General features: G+C 47.2%; 18 protein-coding genes. 11 read left to right on the top strand and 7 right to left on the bottom strand.

Going from position 1 to position 22,531, the window contains the following annotated elements; all coding sequences use genetic code 11:
- Positions 1-28: 28 nt before the first annotated feature.
- Entirely contained in the window at positions 29-580 is a 552-nt protein-coding gene (locus tag DFR28_RS11405; protein WP_113954432.1) for a hypothetical protein, read from the top strand.
- A gap of 83 nt (positions 581-663) precedes the next feature.
- The gene (locus tag DFR28_RS11400; RefSeq protein ID WP_113954431.1) at positions 664-942 is read left to right on the top strand and encodes an SUMF1/EgtB/PvdO family nonheme iron enzyme; all 279 of its coding nucleotides are present in this window, start codon (positions 664-666) and stop codon (positions 940-942) included.
- Between the two features lie 34 nt (positions 943-976).
- On the opposite strand, the gene DFR28_RS11395 is transcribed toward DFR28_RS11400, so the two are convergent.
- Entirely contained in the window at positions 977-1,822 is an 846-nt protein-coding gene (locus tag DFR28_RS11395) for a glycoside hydrolase family 11 protein (RefSeq protein ID WP_211316964.1), read from the bottom strand.
- Positions 1,823-1,885: 63 nt separating this feature from the next.
- Positions 1,886-2,395, bottom strand: coding sequence for a hypothetical protein (locus DFR28_RS11390; protein ID WP_113954430.1), 510 nt, complete (start codon positions 2,393-2,395; stop codon positions 1,886-1,888).
- A gap of 115 nt (positions 2,396-2,510) precedes the next feature.
- Here DFR28_RS11390 and tal point away from each other — a divergent pair, with 115 nt between their 5' ends.
- The 5 genes from tal (at position 2,511) to DFR28_RS11365 (ending at position 11,312) form a co-directional block, all read left to right on the top strand.
- On the top strand, positions 2,511-3,449 hold the full coding sequence (gene tal / locus DFR28_RS11385) for a transaldolase (RefSeq protein WP_113954429.1): 939 nt from the start codon (positions 2,511-2,513) through the stop codon (positions 3,447-3,449).
- 640 nt (positions 3,450-4,089) lie between these two features.
- Positions 4,090-7,107, top strand: a complete 3,018-nt coding sequence (locus DFR28_RS11380) for a TonB-dependent receptor (protein ID WP_170132071.1) — start codon at positions 4,090-4,092, stop codon at positions 7,105-7,107.
- Positions 7,108-7,357: 250 nt separating this feature from the next.
- On the top strand, positions 7,358-8,404 hold the full coding sequence (locus DFR28_RS11375; protein WP_170132070.1) for a cupin-like domain-containing protein: 1,047 nt from the start codon (positions 7,358-7,360) through the stop codon (positions 8,402-8,404).
- Between the two features lie 33 nt (positions 8,405-8,437).
- The gene (locus DFR28_RS11370; RefSeq protein ID WP_211316963.1) at positions 8,438-9,577 is read left to right on the top strand and encodes an endo-1,4-beta-xylanase; all 1,140 of its coding nucleotides are present in this window, start codon (positions 8,438-8,440) and stop codon (positions 9,575-9,577) included.
- Between the two features lie 85 nt (positions 9,578-9,662).
- Complete coding sequence (locus tag DFR28_RS11365) at positions 9,663-11,312, top strand: glycoside hydrolase family 43 protein (protein WP_113954425.1); 1,650 nt, start codon at positions 9,663-9,665, stop codon at positions 11,310-11,312.
- 101 nt (positions 11,313-11,413) lie between these two features.
- Here the strand turns inward: DFR28_RS11365 and DFR28_RS11360 are convergent, their stop codons facing one another.
- The 3 genes from DFR28_RS11360 to xylB all read right to left on the bottom strand — a co-directional run bounded on the left by DFR28_RS11360 (position 11,414) and on the right by xylB (position 15,178).
- A complete protein-coding gene (locus tag DFR28_RS11360) occupies positions 11,414-12,115 on the bottom strand; it encodes an NUDIX hydrolase (protein WP_113954424.1) in 702 nt (233 codons plus the stop codon).
- Positions 12,116-12,322: 207 nt separating this feature from the next.
- Positions 12,323-13,666: a xylose isomerase gene (xylA, locus tag DFR28_RS11355; RefSeq protein ID WP_113954423.1), complete on the bottom strand. Its 1,344-nt coding sequence runs from the start codon at positions 13,664-13,666 to the stop codon at positions 12,323-12,325.
- A 27-nt stretch (positions 13,667-13,693) separates the two neighbouring features.
- Positions 13,694-15,178, bottom strand: a complete 1,485-nt coding sequence (gene xylB / locus DFR28_RS11350) for a xylulokinase (RefSeq protein WP_113954422.1) — start codon at positions 15,176-15,178, stop codon at positions 13,694-13,696.
- 165 nt (positions 15,179-15,343) lie between these two features.
- Between xylB and DFR28_RS11345 the strand changes: the two genes are divergently transcribed.
- A complete protein-coding gene (locus DFR28_RS11345; protein ID WP_113954421.1) occupies positions 15,344-16,774 on the top strand; it encodes a glycoside-pentoside-hexuronide (GPH):cation symporter in 1,431 nt (476 codons plus the stop codon).
- A 188-nt stretch (positions 16,775-16,962) separates the two neighbouring features.
- Here the strand turns inward: DFR28_RS11345 and DFR28_RS11340 are convergent, their stop codons facing one another.
- Complete coding sequence (locus DFR28_RS11340; RefSeq protein ID WP_211316962.1) at positions 16,963-17,688, bottom strand: ThuA domain-containing protein; 726 nt, start codon at positions 17,686-17,688, stop codon at positions 16,963-16,965.
- Between the two features lie 646 nt (positions 17,689-18,334).
- Here DFR28_RS11340 and DFR28_RS11335 point away from each other — a divergent pair.
- Both DFR28_RS11335 and DFR28_RS11330 read left to right on the top strand, forming a co-directional pair.
- On the top strand, positions 18,335-19,606 hold the full coding sequence (locus DFR28_RS11335; RefSeq protein WP_113954581.1) for a putative DNA modification/repair radical SAM protein: 1,272 nt from the start codon (positions 18,335-18,337) through the stop codon (positions 19,604-19,606).
- Between the two features lie 16 nt (positions 19,607-19,622).
- Positions 19,623-20,507 (top strand): TIGR03915 family putative DNA repair protein, encoded by an 885-nt coding sequence (locus DFR28_RS11330; protein ID WP_113954419.1) that lies wholly within the window; start codon positions 19,623-19,625, stop codon positions 20,505-20,507.
- A gap of 79 nt (positions 20,508-20,586) precedes the next feature.
- Here DFR28_RS11330 and DFR28_RS11325 read toward each other — a convergent pair whose 3' ends face one another.
- A complete protein-coding gene (locus tag DFR28_RS11325; RefSeq protein ID WP_113954418.1) occupies positions 20,587-20,940 on the bottom strand; it encodes a hypothetical protein in 354 nt (117 codons plus the stop codon).
- Positions 20,941-21,132: 192 nt separating this feature from the next.
- On the opposite strand from DFR28_RS11325, the gene DFR28_RS11320 reads away from it, so the two are divergent.
- The gene (locus DFR28_RS11320) at positions 21,133-22,530 is read left to right on the top strand and encodes a DASH family cryptochrome (RefSeq protein ID WP_113954417.1); all 1,398 of its coding nucleotides are present in this window, start codon (positions 21,133-21,135) and stop codon (positions 22,528-22,530) included.
- Position 22,531 lies beyond the last annotated feature (1 nt).

Raw genomic sequence — 22,531 nt, 5'->3', positions numbered from 1 at the left:
CTAGTTAATTATCCTCAGGGAGTGTTCTATGTCAGGCGCAGAAAACAATCAACGAAGAGTATTTAAGACCCCAATAATTGTGCCGCTGTCGGTGGTGATGGTTATCGCTATCTATGCCGGGTATGTGTTCTTTTATGCAACCAGTGAGGAGACCGGATTCTTTGCTTACCTGAAAATGATTTCTTTCGAGGTGTTTCTGTTGTGCGAAGTCGGCATGGTTGCGCTAATTCTTTATAACAAACGACAATTGGATCGCTTTTTGGTCGATTTCCCGGCGATTGAAAATCGAATTGACTTAGCGGCGCTAAAGCCGATAGTGCGCACCAATATGTACTCGTCATTATTTATGATTTTCTTTCTAGCGCTGGGTTCTCTTACGGCCATTATGTCTATCTTAAATCACGGGATCATAAGAGGTGTTTTGGTAGCCGCATCGTCGATAGCCACGGCTATGCTGATTAACTGGTATAACCCCAGTGAGCAAAAGCTCAAGCATATTGAATGCACTAACGACACGCTTGAAGTTGAGCTAAACAATATATTGCAGTGTTGGATGCATAAGCCTTTTCCGAATTTTTGAACCGCTGTTGAATGGCGGCAGTTAATTAATTGTCGCCATGTTTACCTGCTGGTGGCGTGCAAAACATTAATTGGGTTTAATTGATGCTGGTCAATGTCGCGTCGTTTTATATTGATAAGTATCAGCTTACTAATGCACAGTTCCTAACATTCACAGAGCAGTTTGATAGTTGGAGTCGCGCTAACATCAAGCGAATATTTGCCGATGCGACGTGTCTACAACACTTTGCACAACCTCATGTCGATGAGCTTGCTGACCAAGCAGTTGTTAATGTGTCTTGGTTTGCCGCTATGGCTTACTGCAAAGCACAAGGTAAGTGTCTACCGTCACTCGATAAGCAATTGTTTTGTGGCGCTGGTTGAATAGCCTTGCGACACGCTCACTAGACTAGTTTGCTTAGTCGGTTTCGTGACTCAGGATCAAAGCGTTCACCGGTGCGACCCAACCAGCAGGTGGGTCTTCCTCTGGGGGCGTTAATATCGGCGGGTTAACTGAAGAGTCGGGTGGGACTTCTACTGATGGGCGTTCTCTAACCGTGATGTTTGAGTTACCACTGCTTTGGTAGCCCTCGGTTGCCATCACCATGTAATCATGTGTTCCGAGTCGCAGACCACGGCTAGCCCACGCGTCAAAGTGGTTTTTAGAGGTAATGATTCCACCGGTTCGTTTTGTGCGTCGGATGCTCCAGTATTGGTCAAAAGTAGCGGTTCCGATTATGGAGGGCTGATTGACCCGACGAGTACGGTAGATGTCATAGGTTCCGCCGTCACTCTCGATCGTTCCCAGGCGAGTGGCTCCGGTGCTGGGGTTATAGTTTACCCAATTGTCGACCACATAGTATTCGATCAATGGATTTCGGGTCCAACCATAAAGCGCTAAATAGCTGGTGCCTGACGCGCTATAACTACCTGAATATTCGACAGTTTTAGGGCCGCCGGTTCGCCAGCCTTTACCGCCAACCCAGTTACCAACTTGGCTCCATTGAGATCGGTAGTTACCGTTCGCTCCAAGAGTGAACGAGACTTGTCCACCGCCGTCGGTCCAAAACGAATAAAAGTAACCGCCGTGTTGACCGGTTTGTGGCGTGCTTAGAGTCTGTGCATGTAGTGCCGACATCTGCAATAAAGCGTAAGCGGATACTATTGCGATGAGGGCCTGCCGCGTACCTCGCCGGCTGGCGTTGCTACCGCGAGCCTTAACAATTCCAGTGTGTCTTATTGGTTTTTTCGATAACGGATTCATCTTATGCCTCGCTGTTAATTTCTCGGCTTGGACGATTAGTATTAGAGCAGAGAGCTGCGCTAACTAAGGTTGCGATACCACTAAGGAAGATCTTTTTAGCTCCAGCTCACGCATTGATAGCTCGATGCGGCGTTGTTCGATTAAGATCCGCTGCTCTTCAATCAGAAGTAGTTCTGCGCGCAATTCCTTAACATTAATGGCACTTGATTGGTTCTCGATCACTGCTGAAATTTGAGCTGGTTTGATTTCTTGATTGTCCACTAATTGCGACGGTGACGGTGTTTGCTCAGTGTCAGTTTCGGCGCAAAGTTGCCGTGCGAGTTTGTATTTATCATCGTTGCAAATAGAGTTTGAACCGCGAGTGCACCAAGGTGTTTGCAGACTGGTTTCACGCAAAATTTTGCGTTTCTCATTGTCTTTGTTGCATTTGATTGCGACCTCATAAAAGTTATCGCGACCATCAGTGACGACGCGCTCGAGGAATAATGATTCTACCCGCGCTTGGGCGTTGCCCATTGAAGCAAAAAGAACGACCAGCGAAAGATAAGGGAGGAACGAGTTTTTAATGGTCATAAGCTTTCAGTCTAAGTAATGTTTTTCGGCCAGCGTGTTTGGCTTGGTATTATTATAATAGTCATATAGACTATATAGGTCAGTTTAGATTAATCATGCCATTTGAGCAAGTCCAATGAATAAATTACAACAGCTTAGAAAAATGACTACGGTGGTTGCCGACACAGGCGATATCGATGCGATACGTCAGTATCATCCGCAAGACGCCACCACCAATCCCTCCTTGTTGCTGAGCGTGGCGCGCGATTCACGTTTTGCCGCGATGGTGCAGCGTGCCTTAGATCTTAGTGACGGTAGCGTCGGCGATGCGGTTGACCAGTTTTCGGTAGAAGTCGGTTGCGCCATTCTTAAGTTGATACCTGGACGGATTTCTACTGAGGTTGACGCTAGGCTGTCATTTGATACTGACGCGACCGTAGCCAAAGCGCACAAAATAATCAGCGAATACGAAAAGCGTGGGATTAATGCCGAACGGGTGTTGATCAAAATTGCGTCTACGTGGGAAGGCATTAAGGCGGCCGAGCGACTAGAGAGAGAGTCGATACACTGTAATCTGACATTGCTATTTGGCTTTGCCCAAGCGGTGGCATGTGCCGAAGCAAAGGTGACCCTAATTTCGCCTTTTGTTGGTCGCATATTGGATTGGTATCAAGCTAATACCGACCAATTTAATGCCAGTAGTGATGCTGACCCGGGGGTTAAGTCAGTCGCGCAGATTTACCAGTATTACAAAGAGTTCGGATATAAAACGATTGTGATGGGCGCTAGTTTTCGTAATACCGGACAAATAGAAAGTCTTGCTGGTTGCGATTACCTAACTATTTCGCCGACCTACTTAGAACAGCTTGAGAAAGATAATGGCGAGTTAATGAGAAAGCTAACTCCTCCAACCGAAACACCGAGTCTGCCTGGTTTAGCGTTGAGTGAAACGGAGTTTCGCTGGCAGATGAATCAAGATCCAATGGCAACCGAAAAGCTAGCAGAAGGAATTCGTGGTTTTGCTCGTGATCAGGAACTCTTAGAGCAAATATTTGCTGAAATGCTGACCACCTAAATTACCTTCACTTTGCACGATGGGAGGAGTTTGCATGGGCCCTATGTCAGTGCAGACGGCGAAATTATGCATGTGCGAAATTCTACTTTTTTTTGTGAGAACTACGGTCGGTTTTATGGCTGTATGTTCTCCAATTGACGTGAGTGATTGACTGTCTTTTTGCTCAAGCGCTGAGTTTCAAAACGCCGCTTAGGTATGTTTACTGCATGGGTAAATGTCGACACATGTTGATCACAAATTTCAATACACACTATTTTTGCTTAGCGTGGTAATCGATTTATTTTACGCCGACTGTCCAGTCTGGAGTCTCTATTAAGGTTTATAAATCAAAGGCTTATAGAGATATTTTTGACAATTGTTAGGTGGAAAATTTTGAATCAGGCACCGTTCTCCGCGTCGTATTCTTTTTGTTGACAGCTTTATGAATCCCCTTTATAGTCAACATGACTACAAAGAATGGTTAAAAATTAAGCAGTAACCTGAGTGGGAATTTGAGCTTTGGTTGAGCTGTTTTTAAGCGTTCTTTGAGTTGGGGAGAGGAGGTGATTGCAAACATGCTGGATCGACCAATTGGATCATGGGTTTGTTGGGTCGGCAGTTTCCTCACATACAAAAACTGTTTACACAGGTATCAATAAAAATGGTAAATGAAAATCAAACGCAAAGAGCGAACCTCAAGGCTAAGCCAGAGTTCCGACGAACGTTAGTTTCGTTGTGCGTTCTAGCGGCTTCTACGGGTGCCATCGCTCAAGAGTCGACTAGTGCAGAGCCGGTTGGAAATGAGGTGCTTGAAGAAGTCACCGTCTACGGAACTAAGGTGAACTTGAGTCGCGCACAAGATATTAAGCGTAACTCTGATACGGTTGTTGATGCGATCTCAGCCACCGATATTAATTCGCTACCGGACAAAAGTGTTCTAGAAGCGATTCAGCGTCTACCGGGTGTGTCAATCGAGCGTTTTGCCGCATCAAACGACGCCGATCACTTCTCAGTGGAAGGGTCTGGCGTAGTGATTCGCGGTTTAACTCAAACGCGAAGCGAATTTAACGGCCGCGATGCATTTGCCGCGAACAATGACAATGGACTTAGTTTCCAAGACATTCCACCAGAGTTGGTCGGTGGTGTGCAGTTGGTCAAGAACCAAACAGCCTCGATGATCGAAGGTGGCGTGTCTGGTACGATCAATATTCTGACGCGTAAGCCATTCGACAGCGAAGAAGATTCGTTTTATGCATTCACCGCGAAAGCCAGTTACTCTGATGATATTGATGAAGTAACTCCGGCTTTATCCGCCACTTACAGCACGCGTTGGGAGAATGACGCTGGTGAATTTGGCTTCTTGATTAACGCCTCGACGGCCAACCTGAAATCTCGTGCCGATGGCGTGCAGCTTTACAATCACTACCAACGTGGGCCTGGCGCTGATACAGCGGTATTCGGTGATGAAGATCAAGTAGTGTTCGTACCGCAAGGCGCTAACTTACGTCGCCAAGAGTTTGACCGCGATCGGACTGGTGGTGCGATGAGTCTGCAGTGGAGAAGCCCGGATGAAGCAACCGAGGTGACTGCAGAATATATTTATTCTGATTCCGAAATTAATTGGGAAGAGCGCACGATCGAATACCCAGATCAACCGTTTGCTGTTGGACCTGGTCAGGGTACAGCCTTAGCGCAACCATTTGAAGGTTCTACCTTTACTTATGGCGCGGACAATTTCTTTCAATCGGGAATTTTATCTAACGGTGCTGGTAACGGCGGTGGTCGATACTTAACCTACAGTCGCGATAACCGCGAAGCATCAACCATTCAAGACTTTTCGCTGACTGTTTCACATGATGTTAGTGACCGTCTTAAAGTGTCTGGTGGACTACAGTTGATTGATGCTGAGTTTGATCAGTTAGATGTTTCCGCAATGTACAATTTCTATTCTGAGTTGGCGTTAGACACGAGTGGTGGCATTCCATCGGCAGAGTTTCTTGGGCGTGGTGGCGATCGTGCCTTGTTAACTGACCCAAGTGCATTTTACTTTCGATCGGCAATGGATCACGCTGAAGATGATGAAGCTGAAAGTGTTGCGGCAAACTTAGATTTTGAATTTGAGCTAGAAGGCGATTTCTTTGAAAGCGTTGAAGCTGGTGTTCGCCTAGTTAATCGTGAAAATACTATTCGTGAGTCTTCTTATAACTGGGGCGCTGTTTCCGAAACTTGGAATGGCGGAGCGACCACGGTTGATCAAATAATTGGTCAGGATGCATCCTTGGTTGAAGAGTATCGTTTTGATGACTTTTCAAATGGTAGCCAGTTTTCAGGCGATCAAGCATTTGTTTTCCCGGCTATGAGTTTGGTTGACATTGAAAACTACGGACAATACAACTCGCGAATTAGCCCATTTCAAAGCACAGGTTCAACCTGGAGCTCGTTGGCAAATCGCCCTGGCGCAGTGGCGGGCACACTCTTTTTACCTAACGAAGTCTCAGTGTCGGAGTTAACCAATCAAGCGGCTTATGTACAGCTAAATTTTGGCGGCGACTTAAATGGCAACCGTTACTCCGGTAATGTGGGTTTACGCTACGTTAAATACGATTGGGATTTGACCGGCGGTGTTAGTTTTCCGTCTGCCATATCAGAAAACTTGGTGCAATTCTTGTCTCCTGAAGACATTGCATTTACCGCCAACGGTGGTCAGGTGCTGCAAAATACGGTCAAAGATAGTTACTCAAAATTACTACCAAGCTTTAATATCAAGTATGAGTTAACTGAGAACTTAATGGCTCGATTTGCCTTCTCTCAAGCGATTTCATTGCCTGATCTTCGAGACAAACGAAACTCATTGGGAATTGGACGTGAGTTGATCGTTGAGAACTTAGATCCAAATGATCCAACTTCGCCGGTCATCAATGCCCGCATCAATGGCTATAACGCTGGTGGTGGTAATCCAAGCTTGAACCCAATTGAGTCGAATAACTTTGATGCATCGTTGGAGTGGTACTTTTCAGACACGGGTTCGTTAACTGGGTCGATTTTCAGAAAAGATGCTGAAGGTTTTTTCCGCTTTGGGCCTAGCGTGCTAACGGTGACCAATAATGATGTTACTCGTGATGTGTTGGTTAGTGGTCCGGTTAACGGTGAAGATGCGACCATTCAAGGTTTCGAGATAGCGTATACGCAGTTCTACGATATGCTACCCGCACCATGGGATGGCTTTGGTATTCAAGCTAATTACACGTATGTTGACAGTGATGGAAGTTCATCTTCTGAAAATGCGTTGACGCCGGAAGGTGGTCAAGTTCCTAATGACCTCGGTGTGTTTGATGGTCTACCGTTGGAAAGTCTCTCAGAGGATACGATCAACTTCGTATTGATGTTTGAAAAAGGTCCGGTGTCTGCACGCGTTGCCTATAACTATCGATCTGAGTATTTGTTGACCACTCGTGACGTGATCACTTTTGCACCGAACTACTCTGGTTCGACTGAACAAGTGGATGCATCCATAAGTTATCAAATCAACGACAATTTTAAGATTGGACTTGAAGCGAACAACTTGAGCAATGCGACCAATCGCTTGTTCTCAGCGGTGAATCAAGACTTGTTATTAGCGCCGCGTTCATACTTTGTGAATGACCGACGCTTTACGGTAACGCTGTCTGGTTCGTTTTAATTAGTACTTTACTCCTTAGCATTACTCTTTACTCCTAGCCTTGCGGAGGGCTCCGTGTGATAAGCACAGGGCCCTCCGAATTTTCTTTAGACACTAATTAGCTTAATTTTTCTCATATCGCGCGACTGACTTTACCATTAGTCACAAATAGTGAAAATTGTGATTGCTGAAGATGAAACGGTAATGGCTTGAGCGAGTTGCCTAACGACCGCTAGTATGGGCTGGAATATGTTTAACTGAGTGTATGGCAATGTCGAAATCTACTAACAATAACGAACCTCTAAGCTCGGCTTCATTGCCTGCGGTGACGGAATACTCGGATGCTTCTGTAGATACCTTGATTGAACAGATACTGCCAGCTGGACAACCAGCTGTTTTGCGCGGTTTTGCCGCCGAATGGCCAGCAGTACATGAAGCTGTAAAGGGGCCAGATAACGCCTATAAATATCTCCATGACCGAGCTCAGCCACATGCGACTGAGCTTTATTCTTTGGATAAAAAATGGCGCGGTGAACTTACCTATACGGAGGATCTGCAAGATGTCACATTCAGTGCCGTGGCGGCAGATTTTGGAACGGCATTGAAGCAGATATTCGATGCTTCACTACATGGCGACGCGGATTATTATTGCGGGTCAGTTGAAGCGCATAAAGCGCTGAAAAATTTTACTGAGCACAATCGGTTCCCTTGGTTGGATAAATCTATTGTGCCAAGAATATGGTTGGGAAACGACATTGAGGTAGCCACGCATTACGACGTCTCAGACAACTTAGCCTGTGTTATTGCTGGGCGTCGCAGGTTTACTTTATTTCCGCCAGAGCAGATAGCTAATCTCTATATTGGGCCGATCGACTATACCCTCGCAGGGCGTCCGGCGAGTTTGGTTTCGCTAAGGCAGCCTGATTTAGACAAGTACCCTCGTTTTAAAACGGCGATGCAGCACGCTGTGGTTGCGGAGTTAGGGCCTGGTGATGTGTTGTTTATACCGAGTTTGTGGTGGCATCACGTGGCGTCGTCAGGTGGCTTTAATGTACTGCTTAATTATTGGTGGGCCAATTCTCGTTTTGGTGGAAATGCAGCTTATGAAGCGATGATTCATGGCTTGATGACCGTTAGTGCTTTGCCACCAGAGCAACGCTTAGCGTGGCGTGCATTTTTTGATCACTATGTGTTTCGGCCAGATGGTGACCCTGCTGAACACATTCCTGAGCATCGTCACGGCGTGCTAGGAAAGATGATTCCAGCTCGTTATGCCAAGATAAAGCAGTATTTATATAAATCTATGCGTCTTAAATAGGGCGCGATTACTAAAACTATTATTATTATGAATATGAAAAGACGTACTTTTTTGGGTGCCAGTGCACTGTTGCCAATGTTTGCCAGTGCACGCGTAACGGCGATGCAGCAAGCCAGTAAAGCGGCTGGACTCGCTGACGCATTTAAGGACGATTTCTTCGTTGGTGCGGCCATCTCAACGGACACCTTAATGCAAGACGATCAACAATTGCTTGGCTTGATCGATCGAGAGTTCAGTTCCGTTACTGCTGAGAATTGCCAGAAGTGGGAGGAGATTCATCCCGCAGAAAATCAATGGAACTGGGAAGCATCGGATAAGTTTATTGAGTTCGGTACCCAGCATAACAAACACATTCTTGGGCATACTTTGGTCTGGCATTCGCAGATCCCGGCCTCGGTTTTTACCGGTGACGAGGGTTTGCCGATAACTGCAAAGGCGCTGTTAGGCCGAATGGAAAATCATATTAATACACTGGTTGATCGCTACCGAGGCAAGGTCAATACTTGGGATGTAGTGAATGAAGTGGTCAGTGATAACGGCTATGGATCGTGGCGAAAAAGCCCATGGTTTAACATTCTCGGTAAGGATTTTATGGAGCATGCATTTCGTACAGCGGCGGCTGCCGACCCGAATGCTGAGCTACTCTATAATGATTACAATATGCACTATCCGGCTAAGCGAGGTTTTTTGACCGGCGTTTTGGCTGACTATTTAGATCGTGGAGTGCCGATAAACGGTGTTGGCTTTCAAGCTCACTACTCGCTGGAAGATCCTGAGTTGGATGAAATCGAAAAGTCTATTGAAACCTATGCTGAAATGGGGTTAAAGCTTCATTTCACCGAGTTGGATGTGGATGTTTTGCCGAAGGCTTTCGATTACATGGGAGCTGAGATATCAACAAATTTTGAGTATTCCGAAAAGCTTAATCCGTACCCTGACGAGCTACCGGCAATGGTGCAGGAGAAACTTGCTGAACGTTATGCCAAGCTGTTTGCCTTGTTTGTGAAACATCGCGATGTGATTGAGCGAGTCACCACGTGGGGCGTGACAGATGCACATTCGTGGAAAAATGATTGGCCGGTTAAGGGGCGACAAAATTACCCACTGTTATTTGATCGTGAGGCTAAGCCAAAAGCGGCCTATCATGCGATCAGAAGGCTTAAACAAACTTGAATTTGCCGACTTACTAAATGGTCTTTGTGACTACAAAGCGATATAATCGTTACTTCGATTTGCTACTAATAATTACCTAATCCATATGGATATTTCCGTGCCAACCAATATTCAAAATCCAATTCTTCCAGGGTTTAACCCGGACCCTTCTATTGTTCGCGTAGACGACGATTATTATATTGCGACATCAACGTTTGAATGGTACCCCGGTGTTCAAATTCACCATTCCAAGGATTTGGTGAATTGGCGGTTGGTGTCACATCCATTAAATCGGTCTGATTTATTAGAGATGACCGGTAACCCCGATTCTTGTGGTATTTGGGCGCCTTGTTTGAGCTACCATGATGGCTTATTTCATTTGGTCTACACCGATGTAAAACGTTTTGATGGCATTAAAGATCCGCATAATTACTTAACCACGTGTGCGACGGTCGATGGTGAGTGGTCGGCGCCTGTTTATTTGAATAGCAGTGGCTTTGATCCGTCGCTATTTCATGACGACGACGGCCGTAAATGGTTGGTGAATATGGTTTGGGACTACCGACCCAATCACAACCCATTTGGCGGTATTTTTCTGCAAGAGTACTCCGCGAGTGAGCAAAAATTAATCGGGCCCGTTACCAATATCTTTCGTGGTACTGAAATGGGCTTGACCGAAGCGCCGCATTTATATAAGCGTAACGGTTACTACTATTTGCTGACGGCTGAAGGCGGCACTGGCTATGATCATGTTATGACAATGGCGCGATCGCGTTCATTAAGCGGGCCTTACGAGGTGGATCCAGCAGGGTACTTGCTAACGGCGAAGGATAATCCTGAGCTTGAATTACAACGTGCCGGACATGGTGATTTTGTCGAGACTCCGGACGGCGAAGTATATGTCGTACACCTGTGTGGTCGGCCAATCAACCAAACTGACATGCGGCGGTGCCCAATGGGGCGTGAAACCGGTATTCAACCGGCATATTGGACCGACGATGGATGGTTGCGATTATCCAATGGTGGCAACCAGCCCGATTTAACCGTTGCTGGCCCCAAGATTGATTTGCATCCGTGGCCGGCAACCCCGGTTCGAACTGAGTTTGTTGAGCCGACGTTGCCGATAGATTTTCAGTGGCTTAGAACTTCATTTACTGAACCGTTATTCAGCTTGCAGGACCGCCCCGGTTTTCTCAGGTTGTACGGCAGGGAGTCGTTGGGAAGTCTGTTTCAGCAGTCGATAGTAGCGCGCCGTCAACAAGCATTTGTGTTTAAGGCAGCAACCAAAATCGAATTTCAGCCGACCAGTTTTTTACAGTTAGCGGGTTTAGTGAATTACTACAATGCGCATAAGTATCACTATCTATACATTACGCTGAACGACCATGGGCAGCGTGTGCTGGCAATAATGAGTTGTGAAGGTGACCCATCGCAAGATTTTGTTTTTCCATTAAGTGGTGCCGAAAATGGTGCGGCAGTAGTTGAAAATGGCGAGGTCGTGTTGCCTGATCAGGGCGCGATCTACCTGCAGTGTTCGGTGAATTATGGTTCGTTGGTTTACGCTTGGTCGCAAGACGGTGAAAACTGGCAAGAGCTACCGTTGCAGCTTGACTACAGCGTGGTGTCGGATGAAGCTGGGAAAGGCGAAGGAGAAAGTTTTACCGGTGCCTTTGTTGGCATGTGTTGCCAAGACTTAGCTGGCAGCGGTTTACCCGCAGATTTCGAGTTCTTTGACTACCAAGAATTCGGTGAGTAACGCTTGGTTTGAGTAAAGATAGGGAGGGCGTAGAGTAATCTACGCCGTTCAATTAGCGTGGCGGACAAGCCCAGCGAGACTGTTTCTAAAGCACACTGGAATTAAAGCTCGAATACAAAGCCTTTGGTTTTGAGTTTACGGTACACCTGCTCGTCAAATCGATACAAGTTGGCTGCGCGGTGCGCCACTCCGGTTTGCTTTTCGCCGAGTGAGACGAGTAGCTGCATTTTCTTCATCTTACGACGAAAATTTGGCTTATCTACCTTAATTCCTAAGACAGCCTCGTAGAGGCATTGCAGTTGTAGCAGCGTGAACTTTTTAGGTAGCAGGTTGAAGCCAATCGGTTCATGTCGAACTTTGTGCTTCAAATGCTCGATACCTTTTTCGACAATTGATTTATGGTCGAAAATAAGTGGTGGCAGTTTGTTAATGTCAAACCATGCGGCATCAAGTTCTGTTTCGCCGACAATGGTTTTTACGGCATCCGGTCGAATTAACGCAAAGAAGGCGGTGGTTAGCACGCGCTCAAATGGGTAGCGGTCAACGTCACTAAACGTGTGCAGCTGCTCAAGGTAAACATCGGTAATGCCGGTGCGCTCTTTGAGCGTGCGAGTAGCGGCTTGTTCGAGACTCTCTTCCTCACGCATCCAGTCACCAGGTAGACCCCACTCACCGCGACTTTTACCTTCGCCATGCTGCACCAAAAATACTTCGAGTGTGTCTTCTTCACACCCAAAAATGACATTGTCCACGGTGTGGTTATGCGGGCCGCTTGGTTTTGCTAATGGAGTGTTCTGTTTCACGGTCGGTCTGTCAGTTGAGTGGTGCTATAGGATATTTTCCAAACTCTGTTTGAGCATTGGAGGCTAGTAATCTACGGTGTAGCTTAATGCCGGCTACGTTACCACAGACTCGCTGACGATGTAAGACTGGCGCGCCTTAGCGGCACGCCAGCTTCGCTAAGTATTGAACCTTCATCGAGAGGCGGACTCAATACTTTGTTGGCTCACTTAGATCTTAAACATGGCATCGTTCATGATGTTTTCAACCAATTCCTGCTTGCCACTTTCTGGGGTTGGCAGTCCTTGGGCTTGGGCGTGGTCACGTAAATCCACCAGCGACAGTTTGCCTGATTCAAATGCAGCACCTTGTCCGGCATCAAAGCTGGCGTAGCGGGCACGTTTGATTGCGTCGACCTGGCCATTTTGAATTAGGTGATCGGCAATCAGCAAGCCTCGTGCGAAACAGTCCATGCCACCGATATGTGCAATGAAGAAGTCTTCGATGTCGGTGGATTCTCGACGCAGCTTTGCGTCAAAGTTTAGCCCGCCGTGTTTAAAGCCACCGCTTTGAAGTACGACCATCATGGCTTGCGCACAGTCATACATGTCAACTGGGAATTGGTCTGTGTCCCAACCGTTTTGGTAGTCACCACGATTGGCATCGATGGAACCCAACATATTGGCATCCGCACACATTTGTAGTTCGTGGGCGAAGGTATGGCCAGCTAGCGTGGCGTGGTTTGCTTCAATGTTTAATTTGAAGTCGGCGTCGAGCTTATGTTCACGTAGAAAGCCGATTACCGTTTGTGCATCGAAGTCGTACTGATGCTTGGTCGGCTCCATTGGTTTCGGTTCGATTAAGAACGTGCCTTCAAAGCCGATTGAGCGACCGTAGTCTCTGGCCATGGTTAAGAATCGCCCCATGTGCTCAAGTTCACGTTTGGTGTCGGTATTGAATAGGCTGATATAACCTTCGCGCCCGCCCCAGAAAACATAGTTTTGACCGCCGAGTTCGACAGTTGCGTCGAGCGCAGCTTTGACTTGAGCACCAGCGTGCGCAACTACATCAAAGTTAGGATTAGTCGACGCGCCGTTCATGTAGCGCGGATCGGTAAAGGCGTTGGCAGTACCCCAAAGCAAGTTGATATTGGTCTCAGCTTGACGAATTTTAGCCTCTTGTACCATGGCTTGTAGGTTCTCTTCGCTCTTGGCGACAGAGCCGCCGTCGGGTGCCATGTCACGGTCATGGAAGCAATAAAATGGTACATTGAGCTTTGAAAATAGCTCAAATGCGGCATCCATTTTTTGTTTCGCGATGTCCATGTCATTAGCCCCCGTTAGCCATGCATGATCACGCGTAGCAGGGCCAAATGGATCAGCACCGCCGCCACAAAAGGTATGCCAGTAGCAGACCGCAAAGCGTAAATGTTCTTCCATGGTTTTGCCTGCCACGACTTTGCTTGGGTCGTAGGCTTTGAATGCGAGTGGGTTATCCGACTCCTTGCCTTCGTAGCGTATCTGGTCGATACCTTTAAAATACTCGGTGTATCCGGTGAATACTGTTCTGTTCATTTGAGTGCCTCTGAGATTTGCAATAAATTATTGATAGATCGCGCTGATAGCTTTCACCGCGCTTAGATATTGTTGATACCGTTCTGCATAGACCGAACCGGCTACTATGCTTGGCTCGCAGTGCATTTGCGGATCCATAATGTAATGTTCGCCTAGGAATGCTTGGTTGATTGCACCTTTGTTAAGCACGGCGCACAGTGCTTGTAAGGCCGAGCCGAAAGCAGCGCCTTCGTCCTGTTTTAGAACGTTGACTTCTACGCCGGTAATATCGGCGACTATTTGTCGCCACACCGCACTTTTGGTTGCGCCGCCAGTGAGTACAATTTGCCGGGTTGTCAGCCCCAGTCGGTGTAGTTCATCGATTCCAAATTTCAATGCAAACGTAGCGCCCTCGGCTCCGGAGCGTAGTACGTTTTCTCGGTTAGTGTTTTGGCTATCAAGGCCGAGGACACAACCTTTAGCGGTCGGCAAATTTGGTGTACGTTCGCCATTAAAAAATGGCAGTGTGATGACCCCATTGGAACCGGCAGGAGCAAGCGCAATGGTGTTGTCAAAGTCGGAGATGCTGACATCTAACATGGACCTGAGCAATTCAGTGGTTACCGTGCAGTTCATTGTGCATAGCAAAGGCATCCAGCCACCAGTAGAGGAACAAAATGCCGCAATGTTGCCTTGATCGTCGATGATTGCTTGGTCGGAGTAGGCAAAAACGGTGCCGGAGGTACCAAGGCTAATGGTGGTATTGCCGGGCGTTATATTGCCCGTGCCGAGCGCTCCCATCATGTTGTCACCGCCGCCTATTGAGACCGGTGTCCCTACGGGTAGACCGGTTTTTTCTGCCGCAAAAGTGCTTATGCTGCCAATGATTTCGTTATTTATGCGAGGTGTTGGTAGGCATTTAGTTAGGTCGCGATCTGGGTCAATTGCCTGTAATACTTCAGGGCACCACTCGCGGGTTTTTACGTTTAAGAAACCGGTGCCGGAAGCGTCCCCCATCTCCATGCACTTTTCGCCGGTAAGCCAAAAGTTAAGGTAGTCATGTGGCAGTAGTATGGTGTCTAACTGTTTGTACTGTTCGGCATGGCGATGTTTGAAGCCGAGTACTTTAGATGCCGTGTAGCCCGTTACAATCTTGTTGCCGGTCAGCTCAATACAGCGTTGCACGCCGCCCATTCGCTCCATTATCTCTTGGCATTCGGCTTCGGTAGAAGTGTCGCACCATAATTTCACCGGTGCTAGAACTTCACCATGTTTATCTAATGGTACGAAGCCATGTTGCTGGCCTGATACGCCGATGCCAATTACCGATTGTTTAACCGCTTGTGGGATGCGGCTTAGTGCATCACGTAGGGCTTTAGTCCACCAATGCGCCTGTTGTTCAGCGGTTCCACAATCGTCCTGATAAAGGTTAAGTGGTGAAGAAGCGCTGGCAACAGTTTGCCGTAGCTCGAAGTCATAAAAAATCACTTTTATGTTTTGGGTACCGAGATCGATGCCGAGCGTGGTTCTCATTTTTATATCTCTATGTTGCAAGACGGTTAAGGATTATATTCGGTTGCGATAATATCATATAGTCATATTGAATATAACAATTAATCATGTAAACTATAACTCAAATTTACTACTCAGTTTTACACCAACCCAAACCGCAGACTACGCTCTGCCTAGAGAATAATAATGACAAGTTTGAGTTTTAAGGAGAAGGTAGGGTATGGCCTTGGCGATACCGCGAGCAACATTGTGTTTCAGGTTGTTCTGAATTTCATGATGTATTTCTATACCGATATTTTCGGTATCACCGCCGCAGCGGCGGGCACTTTAATGTTGGTGGTTCGGCTGTTTGACATGGTAACTGACCCTATTATGGGCGGCATTGCCGATCGCACTAACACGCGATGGGGAAAGTACCGCCCTTATTTAATCTGGGTCGCGATTCCGTATGGCTTGTGTGCGGTTATTGCTTTTTCAACACCAGATTTAGCGCAGAGCGGCAAGTTGCTTTACGCATACATAACGTATGCCTTGCTAATGACCGCTTATACCGCGGTAAATATTCCGTATGGTGCGCTCGGTGGTGTGATGACTAAAGATCCACTTGAGCGTGGTGAGATTCAAGGCTACCGCTTTTCTTTAGCGATGGTTGGAAGCTTTATCGTCAATTCTTCTCTACTTTATTTAGTCGATCGCTTGGGCGGCGGTAACGACCAAATCGGATTTACTTATGCCATGGCGGTGCTGTCGGTAGTGGCGTTGATTTGCTTTGTGATGTGTTTTCTTGCTACCAAGGAACGTGTGGTTTCGGTAGATGACCGAAGTGAAAAAACGTTTGGTGAAATGGTGTTAGGTATCATTACCGACATAAAAACACTACTGCGGGCAAATCGACAATGGGCGGTTGTCGCTGCGGCCACATTTTTTCTGTTGCTTATTGCTGTAATGCGCGGCGGCGCAACGCTCTACTACACCAAATATGTGTTGGAGTGTGGCTCGGGCTCGGTGATCTCATTGTGGTTGGTGGCATACGACACCTGCAATGCTGCTCAGCTGGGTACAGCATTCTTGACGATTGGTACTTTGGGCTCAATTGTCGGCGCGATTATGACAATAGTATTGGCGCGTAAAGTTTGCAAAACGTGGCTGTTTAAGATGGCAACGATAATGATGATGGCGTCGATGTTGGCGCTGTACTTTGTTGCGCGTGATGCGGTGATGTTGGCGTTGTTTTTAAACACCGTGGTGGGCTTTTTCCACATTATCTTGATTTCTCTGGTATTTGCGATGACCGCAGATTGTGTCGACTGGGGCGAATTCGTAACGCGAAAACGCGCGACGGCGATGACTTTCTCTGGGCATTTATCGGCGCTTAAACTGGGGGCGGCAATTGGCGGGTCTTTGTTAGGTTGGATTTTGGCTGGCTACGGTTACCAAGAACCGATTGACAAAATTGAACAGGTGCAGAGCCCAATGACCTTAGATGGCATCGTATTGCTTATGACATTGTTTCCGCTGGCCTGTGGGGTTGTGGTGCTGTTCTTTGCTTTTCGCTATCGTTTAACCAATGCCGAAATGATCAGGATTCAAGACGAGCTCAAAGCTCGCAGCGAGTAACGGCGGTCCGAACGTGATCAATTTATGTCAGGGGAGAGCCCTAGCTTTGTGAGATAGAACGACTTTTGGAGATGAAGGTGGAGCTGGATTGCGCGCTAGCCTGATTTTCAAATGAACCACTGTCATTGTTAGCAGTGGTTCATCGAAAATAACATTTTGTTGCGCGTTGAATTTTGTTTGGTTGGGTACTATTTATCTAACGGCGCGAGTGGTTTTTTGCCAGTTGCGGCCCAATAGATTCCGCCGTAAAGGTGTTCTTGGAAACGCTTATCTAGGTAGGCGGCGGGTAGGTGACCCAACGCGGTGTAGAATGAACGGCCACCATCAAATTGATGGTACCAAGCTAACGGATGGAATTGACCCATGCCATTGCCAGTTTTATTGTCGCCCCAGTCAGAATGGGTATCGTACGAGCGTTCATCAACGGTCAATAAATAATTGAGATTGGGAACCGTTTCTGGCTCGAAGTCGTACCACTCGTCGGTCCACAGAAACGTGTCGGAAAACAATTCGAGGCCATAAAATTCCCGGTCTACGATTGAAACCTCGGCGCTCTGCACCAGTGGATGAATTTTAAATCGGCGGCCGATTAGTTTTCCATACCAGTCCCAATTGTATTCCGTGTCACTAGCACTGTGGATGCCGACAAAGCCTTTACCTGATTGAATGAACTTTTCCATCGATGCTCTTTGTTCGTCGTTTAAGATGTTGCCGGTAGTCGATAAAAAGATGATGACTTGGAACTGTGCTAAGTTTTCATCATTGATACGTGTTGAGTCTTCATGCCACTCCACCTCAAAATGATGTTTATCAGCTAGTTCCCGTACCGCAGTCACGCCCTCAAGTAGCGACTCATGATGCCAACCGGCGGTTTTAGTAAACAGTAGCGCTTTAAATTGTTTTGCGTTTGACATTGTGCTGGTGAGGGAGCTAGAAATACAGAGGATGAATAAGGCGGTTTTGATGCGTGAGTGTCGTTTTTTCATGCGGTCTATCATCGGCTTAAGTGATTAATCTTGGTGGCGGAGGTGCTTGCTAAATTTAGCTTATTGAGCGGTGCTTAACGCTTCTGTTATTTGAGAATAACATTGCCACTGGAAAAAAGATTAGGGCCGCTCGAACACGAAACGAAGGCATCTCTTGCGAGATTGTGCGAGAGGCCCCAACCTAAAACAGTAAGTAATCGGTAGCGACTACTGAAACCGCATTTATTGCGATGTTGATGTCCACATCCGGGCCCTTACATATACAAACGTTGCGCGGTGGCTTCAAAGGGGGCTACTAGCGTTGACGCTAAACGGGTGTTGCCAAAACACAAAACTGCAATAGCGGCTGCGCGCAGGTATTTGGCTGAATTAGGCTTCGCAATCGTAGTTCTCCTCAGTGAATTCTAAAACCATTCTTTATAATAGCCATAATATAGTCAATTTGACTAAATGAGGCAAGGGGATGTTGTTTTAGCTCGCGCTATCGAGACAGATTAACGTGAAGCTTAAAGCGAATAGGGATGCGATTTCAGTTTCTTGAAAACTGTGCGATAATCAAGAAATGGTTGATTCAATTAAATTATTGCAAAAGCTCGAGATATTGGCCGATGCGGCAAAATACGATGCTTCGTGCGCGAGTAGTGCAGCCGAGAAGCGAGATTCTACGAATAGTGGCGGCATTGGATCTACCAGTGGTGGCATGGGCATATGTCACAGCTACACACCAGATGGTCGGTGCGTGTCACTACTCAAGATATTGCTTACTAATTTCTGTCAATATGAGTGTGCTTATTGTGTCAATAGAACCTCCAGCAATGTGCCGAGAGCGCGCTTCACCGTAGCGGAAGTGGTGAAACTCACGCTTGAGTTTTATAAGCGAAACTATATCGAAGGTCTCTTTTTAAGCTCGGGTATTATTCAAAGCGCGAACTACACGATGGAACAAGTAGTCGAGGTTGCACGCACCTTGCGTTTGCAACACAGTTTTGCCGGCTATATTCATTTGAAAACAATTCCAGAAGCGGCTCCTGAGTTACTGGCCGAAGCAGGGCTCTACGCGGATCGCTTGAGCATTAACGTAGAACTTCCCAGCGAGGTGTCGCTCAAGCAGTTGGCACCTGAGAAAAATGCTCGATCAATCGAACGCTCAATGGCAAATCTTGATCAAGGCATTCGAGCATATAAAGCGTCAAAACTAGACGCGAAGAAAAAACGTAATAACAAATTACTAAAGCCAGCGTTTTCACCGTCTGGTCAAAGCACTCAAATGATCGTCGGCGCTGACCAGTCTACCGATGCGACGATCTTGCAAAAAGCAAACGGGTTGTATCGTTCGTTTAAGCTAAAACGCGTCTACTATTCGGCCTTCAGCCCGATACCGGATGCGTCGTCAGATTTGCCGTTACAGGCTCCGCCGCTAGTGCGTGAACATCGCTTATATCAAGCGGATTGGTTATTGCGATTTTACGGATTCACTGTTGATGAGCTAGCATTCTCGACCAATGCGAATGGCGATGCGGTCAATATGTTGGCGCTCGATAAAGACCCTAAATTGGCTTGGGCGCTGGCAAATCGAGAGCTTTTTCCGATCAACTTAAATACCGCGGACTACGAACAAGTTCTTAGAGTGCCTGGTATTGGTGTGATAAATGCGCGCCGAATTATCCGTCAACGCCGCATTCGAGCGATTCGTTATAACGACTTGATTCAATTGAAATTGCCTATTCAGAAGATCAAGTACTTTGTATCGACATTGGACCACCATCCGCATACTCAAGCACTAGATGGAGCGATGCTAGATCAGCAGTTTAGTGTTGGCGCGACGCCTCAATTGACACTGTTTTAGCTTGAGTCGATATTGCATGTTTTCTATTACCGTAAGCTGTTTTGAGCAATGGCGAGAGACGGCGCGAGAACTATTGAATAACGGCGTCGAGCCGAGCCAAGTCCATTGGGCTGAAGGTCAGCAGACAAGCCTTTTTACGGCACGGCCAGTGTTTGATAAGGCCTGTTCGGGCAATAGCGCAACTTCAAATATTGCCGTACCGGCTAGTTTTTTGAGCATGGCCAGAGCTGCGGCTTGTTACATCGATGCGGGCGAGCGACAGAATAAATGGGCTACTCTATATGCGCTGTTATGGCGCTTAGCGCACGATGGTCGTGAGGTGCTGGACAATACGGTCGACAGCGACGTCATGGCGCTTCGCCATATGGTGCGAGCGGTTAGTCGAGAGTGCCATAAGATGAAGGCATTTGTGCGATTCAAAGCATTGGAGCAACCGCATAAACCGCTGGAAGGGGAACCACTTTTTCTTGCTTGGTTTGAACCGTCGCACGCAATTGTGGAACGCGTTGCTCCGTTTTTCGCGAAACGCTTTACCGGCATGCACTGGTCCATCTTAACGCCTTTGGGTTGCGCGCATTGGAATCGCCAAGCATTGAAGTTGACGCAAGGAGTGGCGCGGCCGCCAGCGATTAGTGACAATTATGAGGTATTCTGGAAGGCGTATTACACGCGTATATTTAATCCGGCTCGATTAAAAGAAAAGGCCATGCAAGCTGAGATGCCGAAGCGCTATTGGCGTTATTTACCCGAAGCCGCTTGCATTCAGTCGCTTACAACGCAATCGGCGGCGTCGTTGCAAACTATGTTGAACAGCCCGCTAACGGCATCAAATCGGGTACGAGAAAAATCAACCTTGATCACCACTTATCAAGACGAGCTACGTGCTAAAAGTGCCGACTAGTATCGACCTTCCCGCGGCAGAATCGTTTGGCATTTGAGAGCATTAGCAAACCATGAAACCATGAAACCATGATTGACTGTCAAATCGGAGTCTCAGTCTGTTCTGCAAGTCTACGAACTTGTTGTTTTGCGTTGGCAAGGGAGTCGCAGGAGAATACGTGGTTATTTAGATAGATGGTGCCTTTATTTTTCTCGGTATCTTTGATGAGTACGAGAAAGTTTCGCTGTTGTGCCGAGCTCGCTTTTTCCCATATATGCCATAGGTTAGCTCGGTCTTGCTCGCTTATCTCTAAGAAGCCTTTGCGCAGGGCGCGCTGAAACTGCGTTCGTTCGTGGGGCCGGAGGTGGTGGCCAACCGAACGAGAGCCAATGTTTGCACCTGATTTTTTACCGCGACTGAGTCGTTCTACGTGATCAAGAGTGATTTTTTTCATGATAAAGAATTTCGATTCGGCGTCTATATAGCCAAGCCTCAATTGTTGGAGTTAGTTGAGTGGGCTACTAAATAACGTTTTGTGTTGTGCTGATAGTAGCGACTTTGGCTCAGTTTCAGGTGAAACTCACTGACGCGCTATTGACTCGCTTTCTGATACTTTGCGCTAACTTAAGCGAGATCAACAATAGATATGAATAACAAACGAACGGGCCTTTACTGGTTCACCAATGATTTGCGTTTGCATGACCAGCCCGCCCTGATGCGCGCGGTAGGAAGCGTTGATGAATTGGTTTGCGTTTATGTATTAGAGGAGCGTTGGTTCTCGCCTAGCAAATTTTGTGCGCCGTCGATCGGTGAGCATAGATATCGGTTTTTATTGGACAGCTTGGCGGCGTTAAACACGCAGCTGGAGCGGCTCGGACAGCGGCTGCTAATTATGCGTGGGCGACTTGGACCGTCGTTGGCTCAGATACTTCAGGGCGCGAATATTACTGATATATTTTGCAGCCAGCATGCGGGATGGTATGAAAAGCAAAGCCTAGTATGGCTGCAGGACAATTACCCGCAAATTCGCCAACACGTGATCGATTCGCATACTCTGTTCGATAATGACCAACTGCCGTTTGAGTTGAGTCAATTGCCGCCCACATTTACGCAGTTTCGCAAGCAACTTGAGGCGGCCCAGTTGCCGTCTTTAGATCATGCTGTAAACGGTAACTTAAATGGGCCATTGAGACGGTCTTCAAAGCCATTGTCGCCAGTCAGCTTCTTACCGTCGATGCCGGCTTCAATTGGCGAGTTAGATGAATCAACGATATGGCCTGATGAGTTGATGCAGACTGCAAAAATTGGAGGATCGAATAGGTTCGTCGGTGGTGAACAGGCGGGGCTGAAGCAGCTTTCCGACTACTTCTCGGGTAGTCATCCGGCGTGTTACAAACAGGTACGCAATGCCTTAGACGGTTGGGATAACTCTAGCAAGATGTCGCCTTGGTTGGCTAATGGAAGTATCTCTGTACGCGAACTAGTGAGCAAGCTGGATGATTATGAGCTTCATGTCACGACGAATGAGTCCACCTATTGGTTATATTTTGAGCTTCTATGGCGCGAATTCTTTCAATGGTATGCCCATCGTTATGGAGCCGCTTTGTATCTGTTGAGGGGTATCAAAAACCAAGCTCCGTTAACTAGCTTTTATTCTGAACGATATCGAAAGTGGGTCGCCGGCACCACGCCGTATCCGATTGTGAATGCTTGTATGAACGAATTACGAGAGACGGGTTATCTGTCGAATCGAGGTCGGCAAATCGTCGCCAGCTGTTTCGTTAATGAGTTGGGTTTGGATTGGCGCTATGGTGCGGCTTACTTCGAACAAGTATTGATTGATTACGATGTCGCATCGAACTGGGGTAACTGGCAATACTTAGCTGGTGTCGGGGCCGATGCACAACCCAAGCGGCACTTCAACTTATCGAAACAGACCGCAAGCTTTGACCCTAGCGGCCATTACATAGAGCGGTGGCGTGGTGATCAAGGTATGTCGATGCTCGACTCAATGGACGCTGCGGATTGGCCGGTAGGATACTAAT

Source organism: Arenicella xantha, assembly GCF_003315245.1.
GTDB classification, from domain to species: domain Bacteria; phylum Pseudomonadota; class Gammaproteobacteria; order Arenicellales; family Arenicellaceae; genus Arenicella; species Arenicella xantha.
This window is presented reverse-complemented; position numbering and strand designations above follow the sequence as displayed.

Bases quoted from the DNA above. Each gene is read 5' to 3' on its own strand.
- DFR28_RS11405 (WP_113954432.1), top strand. From the start codon at position 29: ATGTCAGGCGCAGAAAACAATCAACGAAGAGTATTTAAGACCCCAATA.
- DFR28_RS11400 (WP_113954431.1), top strand. From the start codon at position 664: ATGCTGGTCAATGTCGCGTCGTTTTATATTGATAAGTATCAGCTTACT.
- DFR28_RS11395 (WP_211316964.1), bottom strand. From the start codon at position 1,822: ATGAATCCGTTATCGAAAAAACCAATAAGACACACTGGAATTGTTAAG.
- DFR28_RS11390 (WP_113954430.1), bottom strand. From the start codon at position 2,395: ATGACCATTAAAAACTCGTTCCTCCCTTATCTTTCGCTGGTCGTTCTT.
- tal (WP_113954429.1), top strand. From the start codon at position 2,511: ATGAATAAATTACAACAGCTTAGAAAAATGACTACGGTGGTTGCCGAC.
- DFR28_RS11380 (WP_170132071.1), top strand. From the start codon at position 4,090: ATGGTAAATGAAAATCAAACGCAAAGAGCGAACCTCAAGGCTAAGCCA.
- DFR28_RS11375 (WP_170132070.1), top strand. From the start codon at position 7,358: ATGTCGAAATCTACTAACAATAACGAACCTCTAAGCTCGGCTTCATTG.
- DFR28_RS11370 (WP_211316963.1), top strand. From the start codon at position 8,438: ATGAAAAGACGTACTTTTTTGGGTGCCAGTGCACTGTTGCCAATGTTT.
- DFR28_RS11365 (WP_113954425.1), top strand. From the start codon at position 9,663: ATGGATATTTCCGTGCCAACCAATATTCAAAATCCAATTCTTCCAGGG.
- xylA (WP_113954423.1), bottom strand. From the start codon at position 13,666: ATGAACAGAACAGTATTCACCGGATACACCGAGTATTTTAAAGGTATC.
- xylB (WP_113954422.1), bottom strand. From the start codon at position 15,178: ATGAGAACCACGCTCGGCATCGATCTCGGTACCCAAAACATAAAAGTG.
- DFR28_RS11345 (WP_113954421.1), top strand. From the start codon at position 15,344: ATGACAAGTTTGAGTTTTAAGGAGAAGGTAGGGTATGGCCTTGGCGAT.
- DFR28_RS11340 (WP_211316962.1), bottom strand. From the start codon at position 17,688: ATGTCAAACGCAAAACAATTTAAAGCGCTACTGTTTACTAAAACCGCC.
- DFR28_RS11330 (WP_113954419.1), top strand. From the start codon at position 19,623: ATGTTTTCTATTACCGTAAGCTGTTTTGAGCAATGGCGAGAGACGGCG.
- DFR28_RS11325 (WP_113954418.1), bottom strand. From the start codon at position 20,940: ATGAAAAAAATCACTCTTGATCACGTAGAACGACTCAGTCGCGGTAAA.
- DFR28_RS11320 (WP_113954417.1), top strand. From the start codon at position 21,133: ATGAATAACAAACGAACGGGCCTTTACTGGTTCACCAATGATTTGCGT.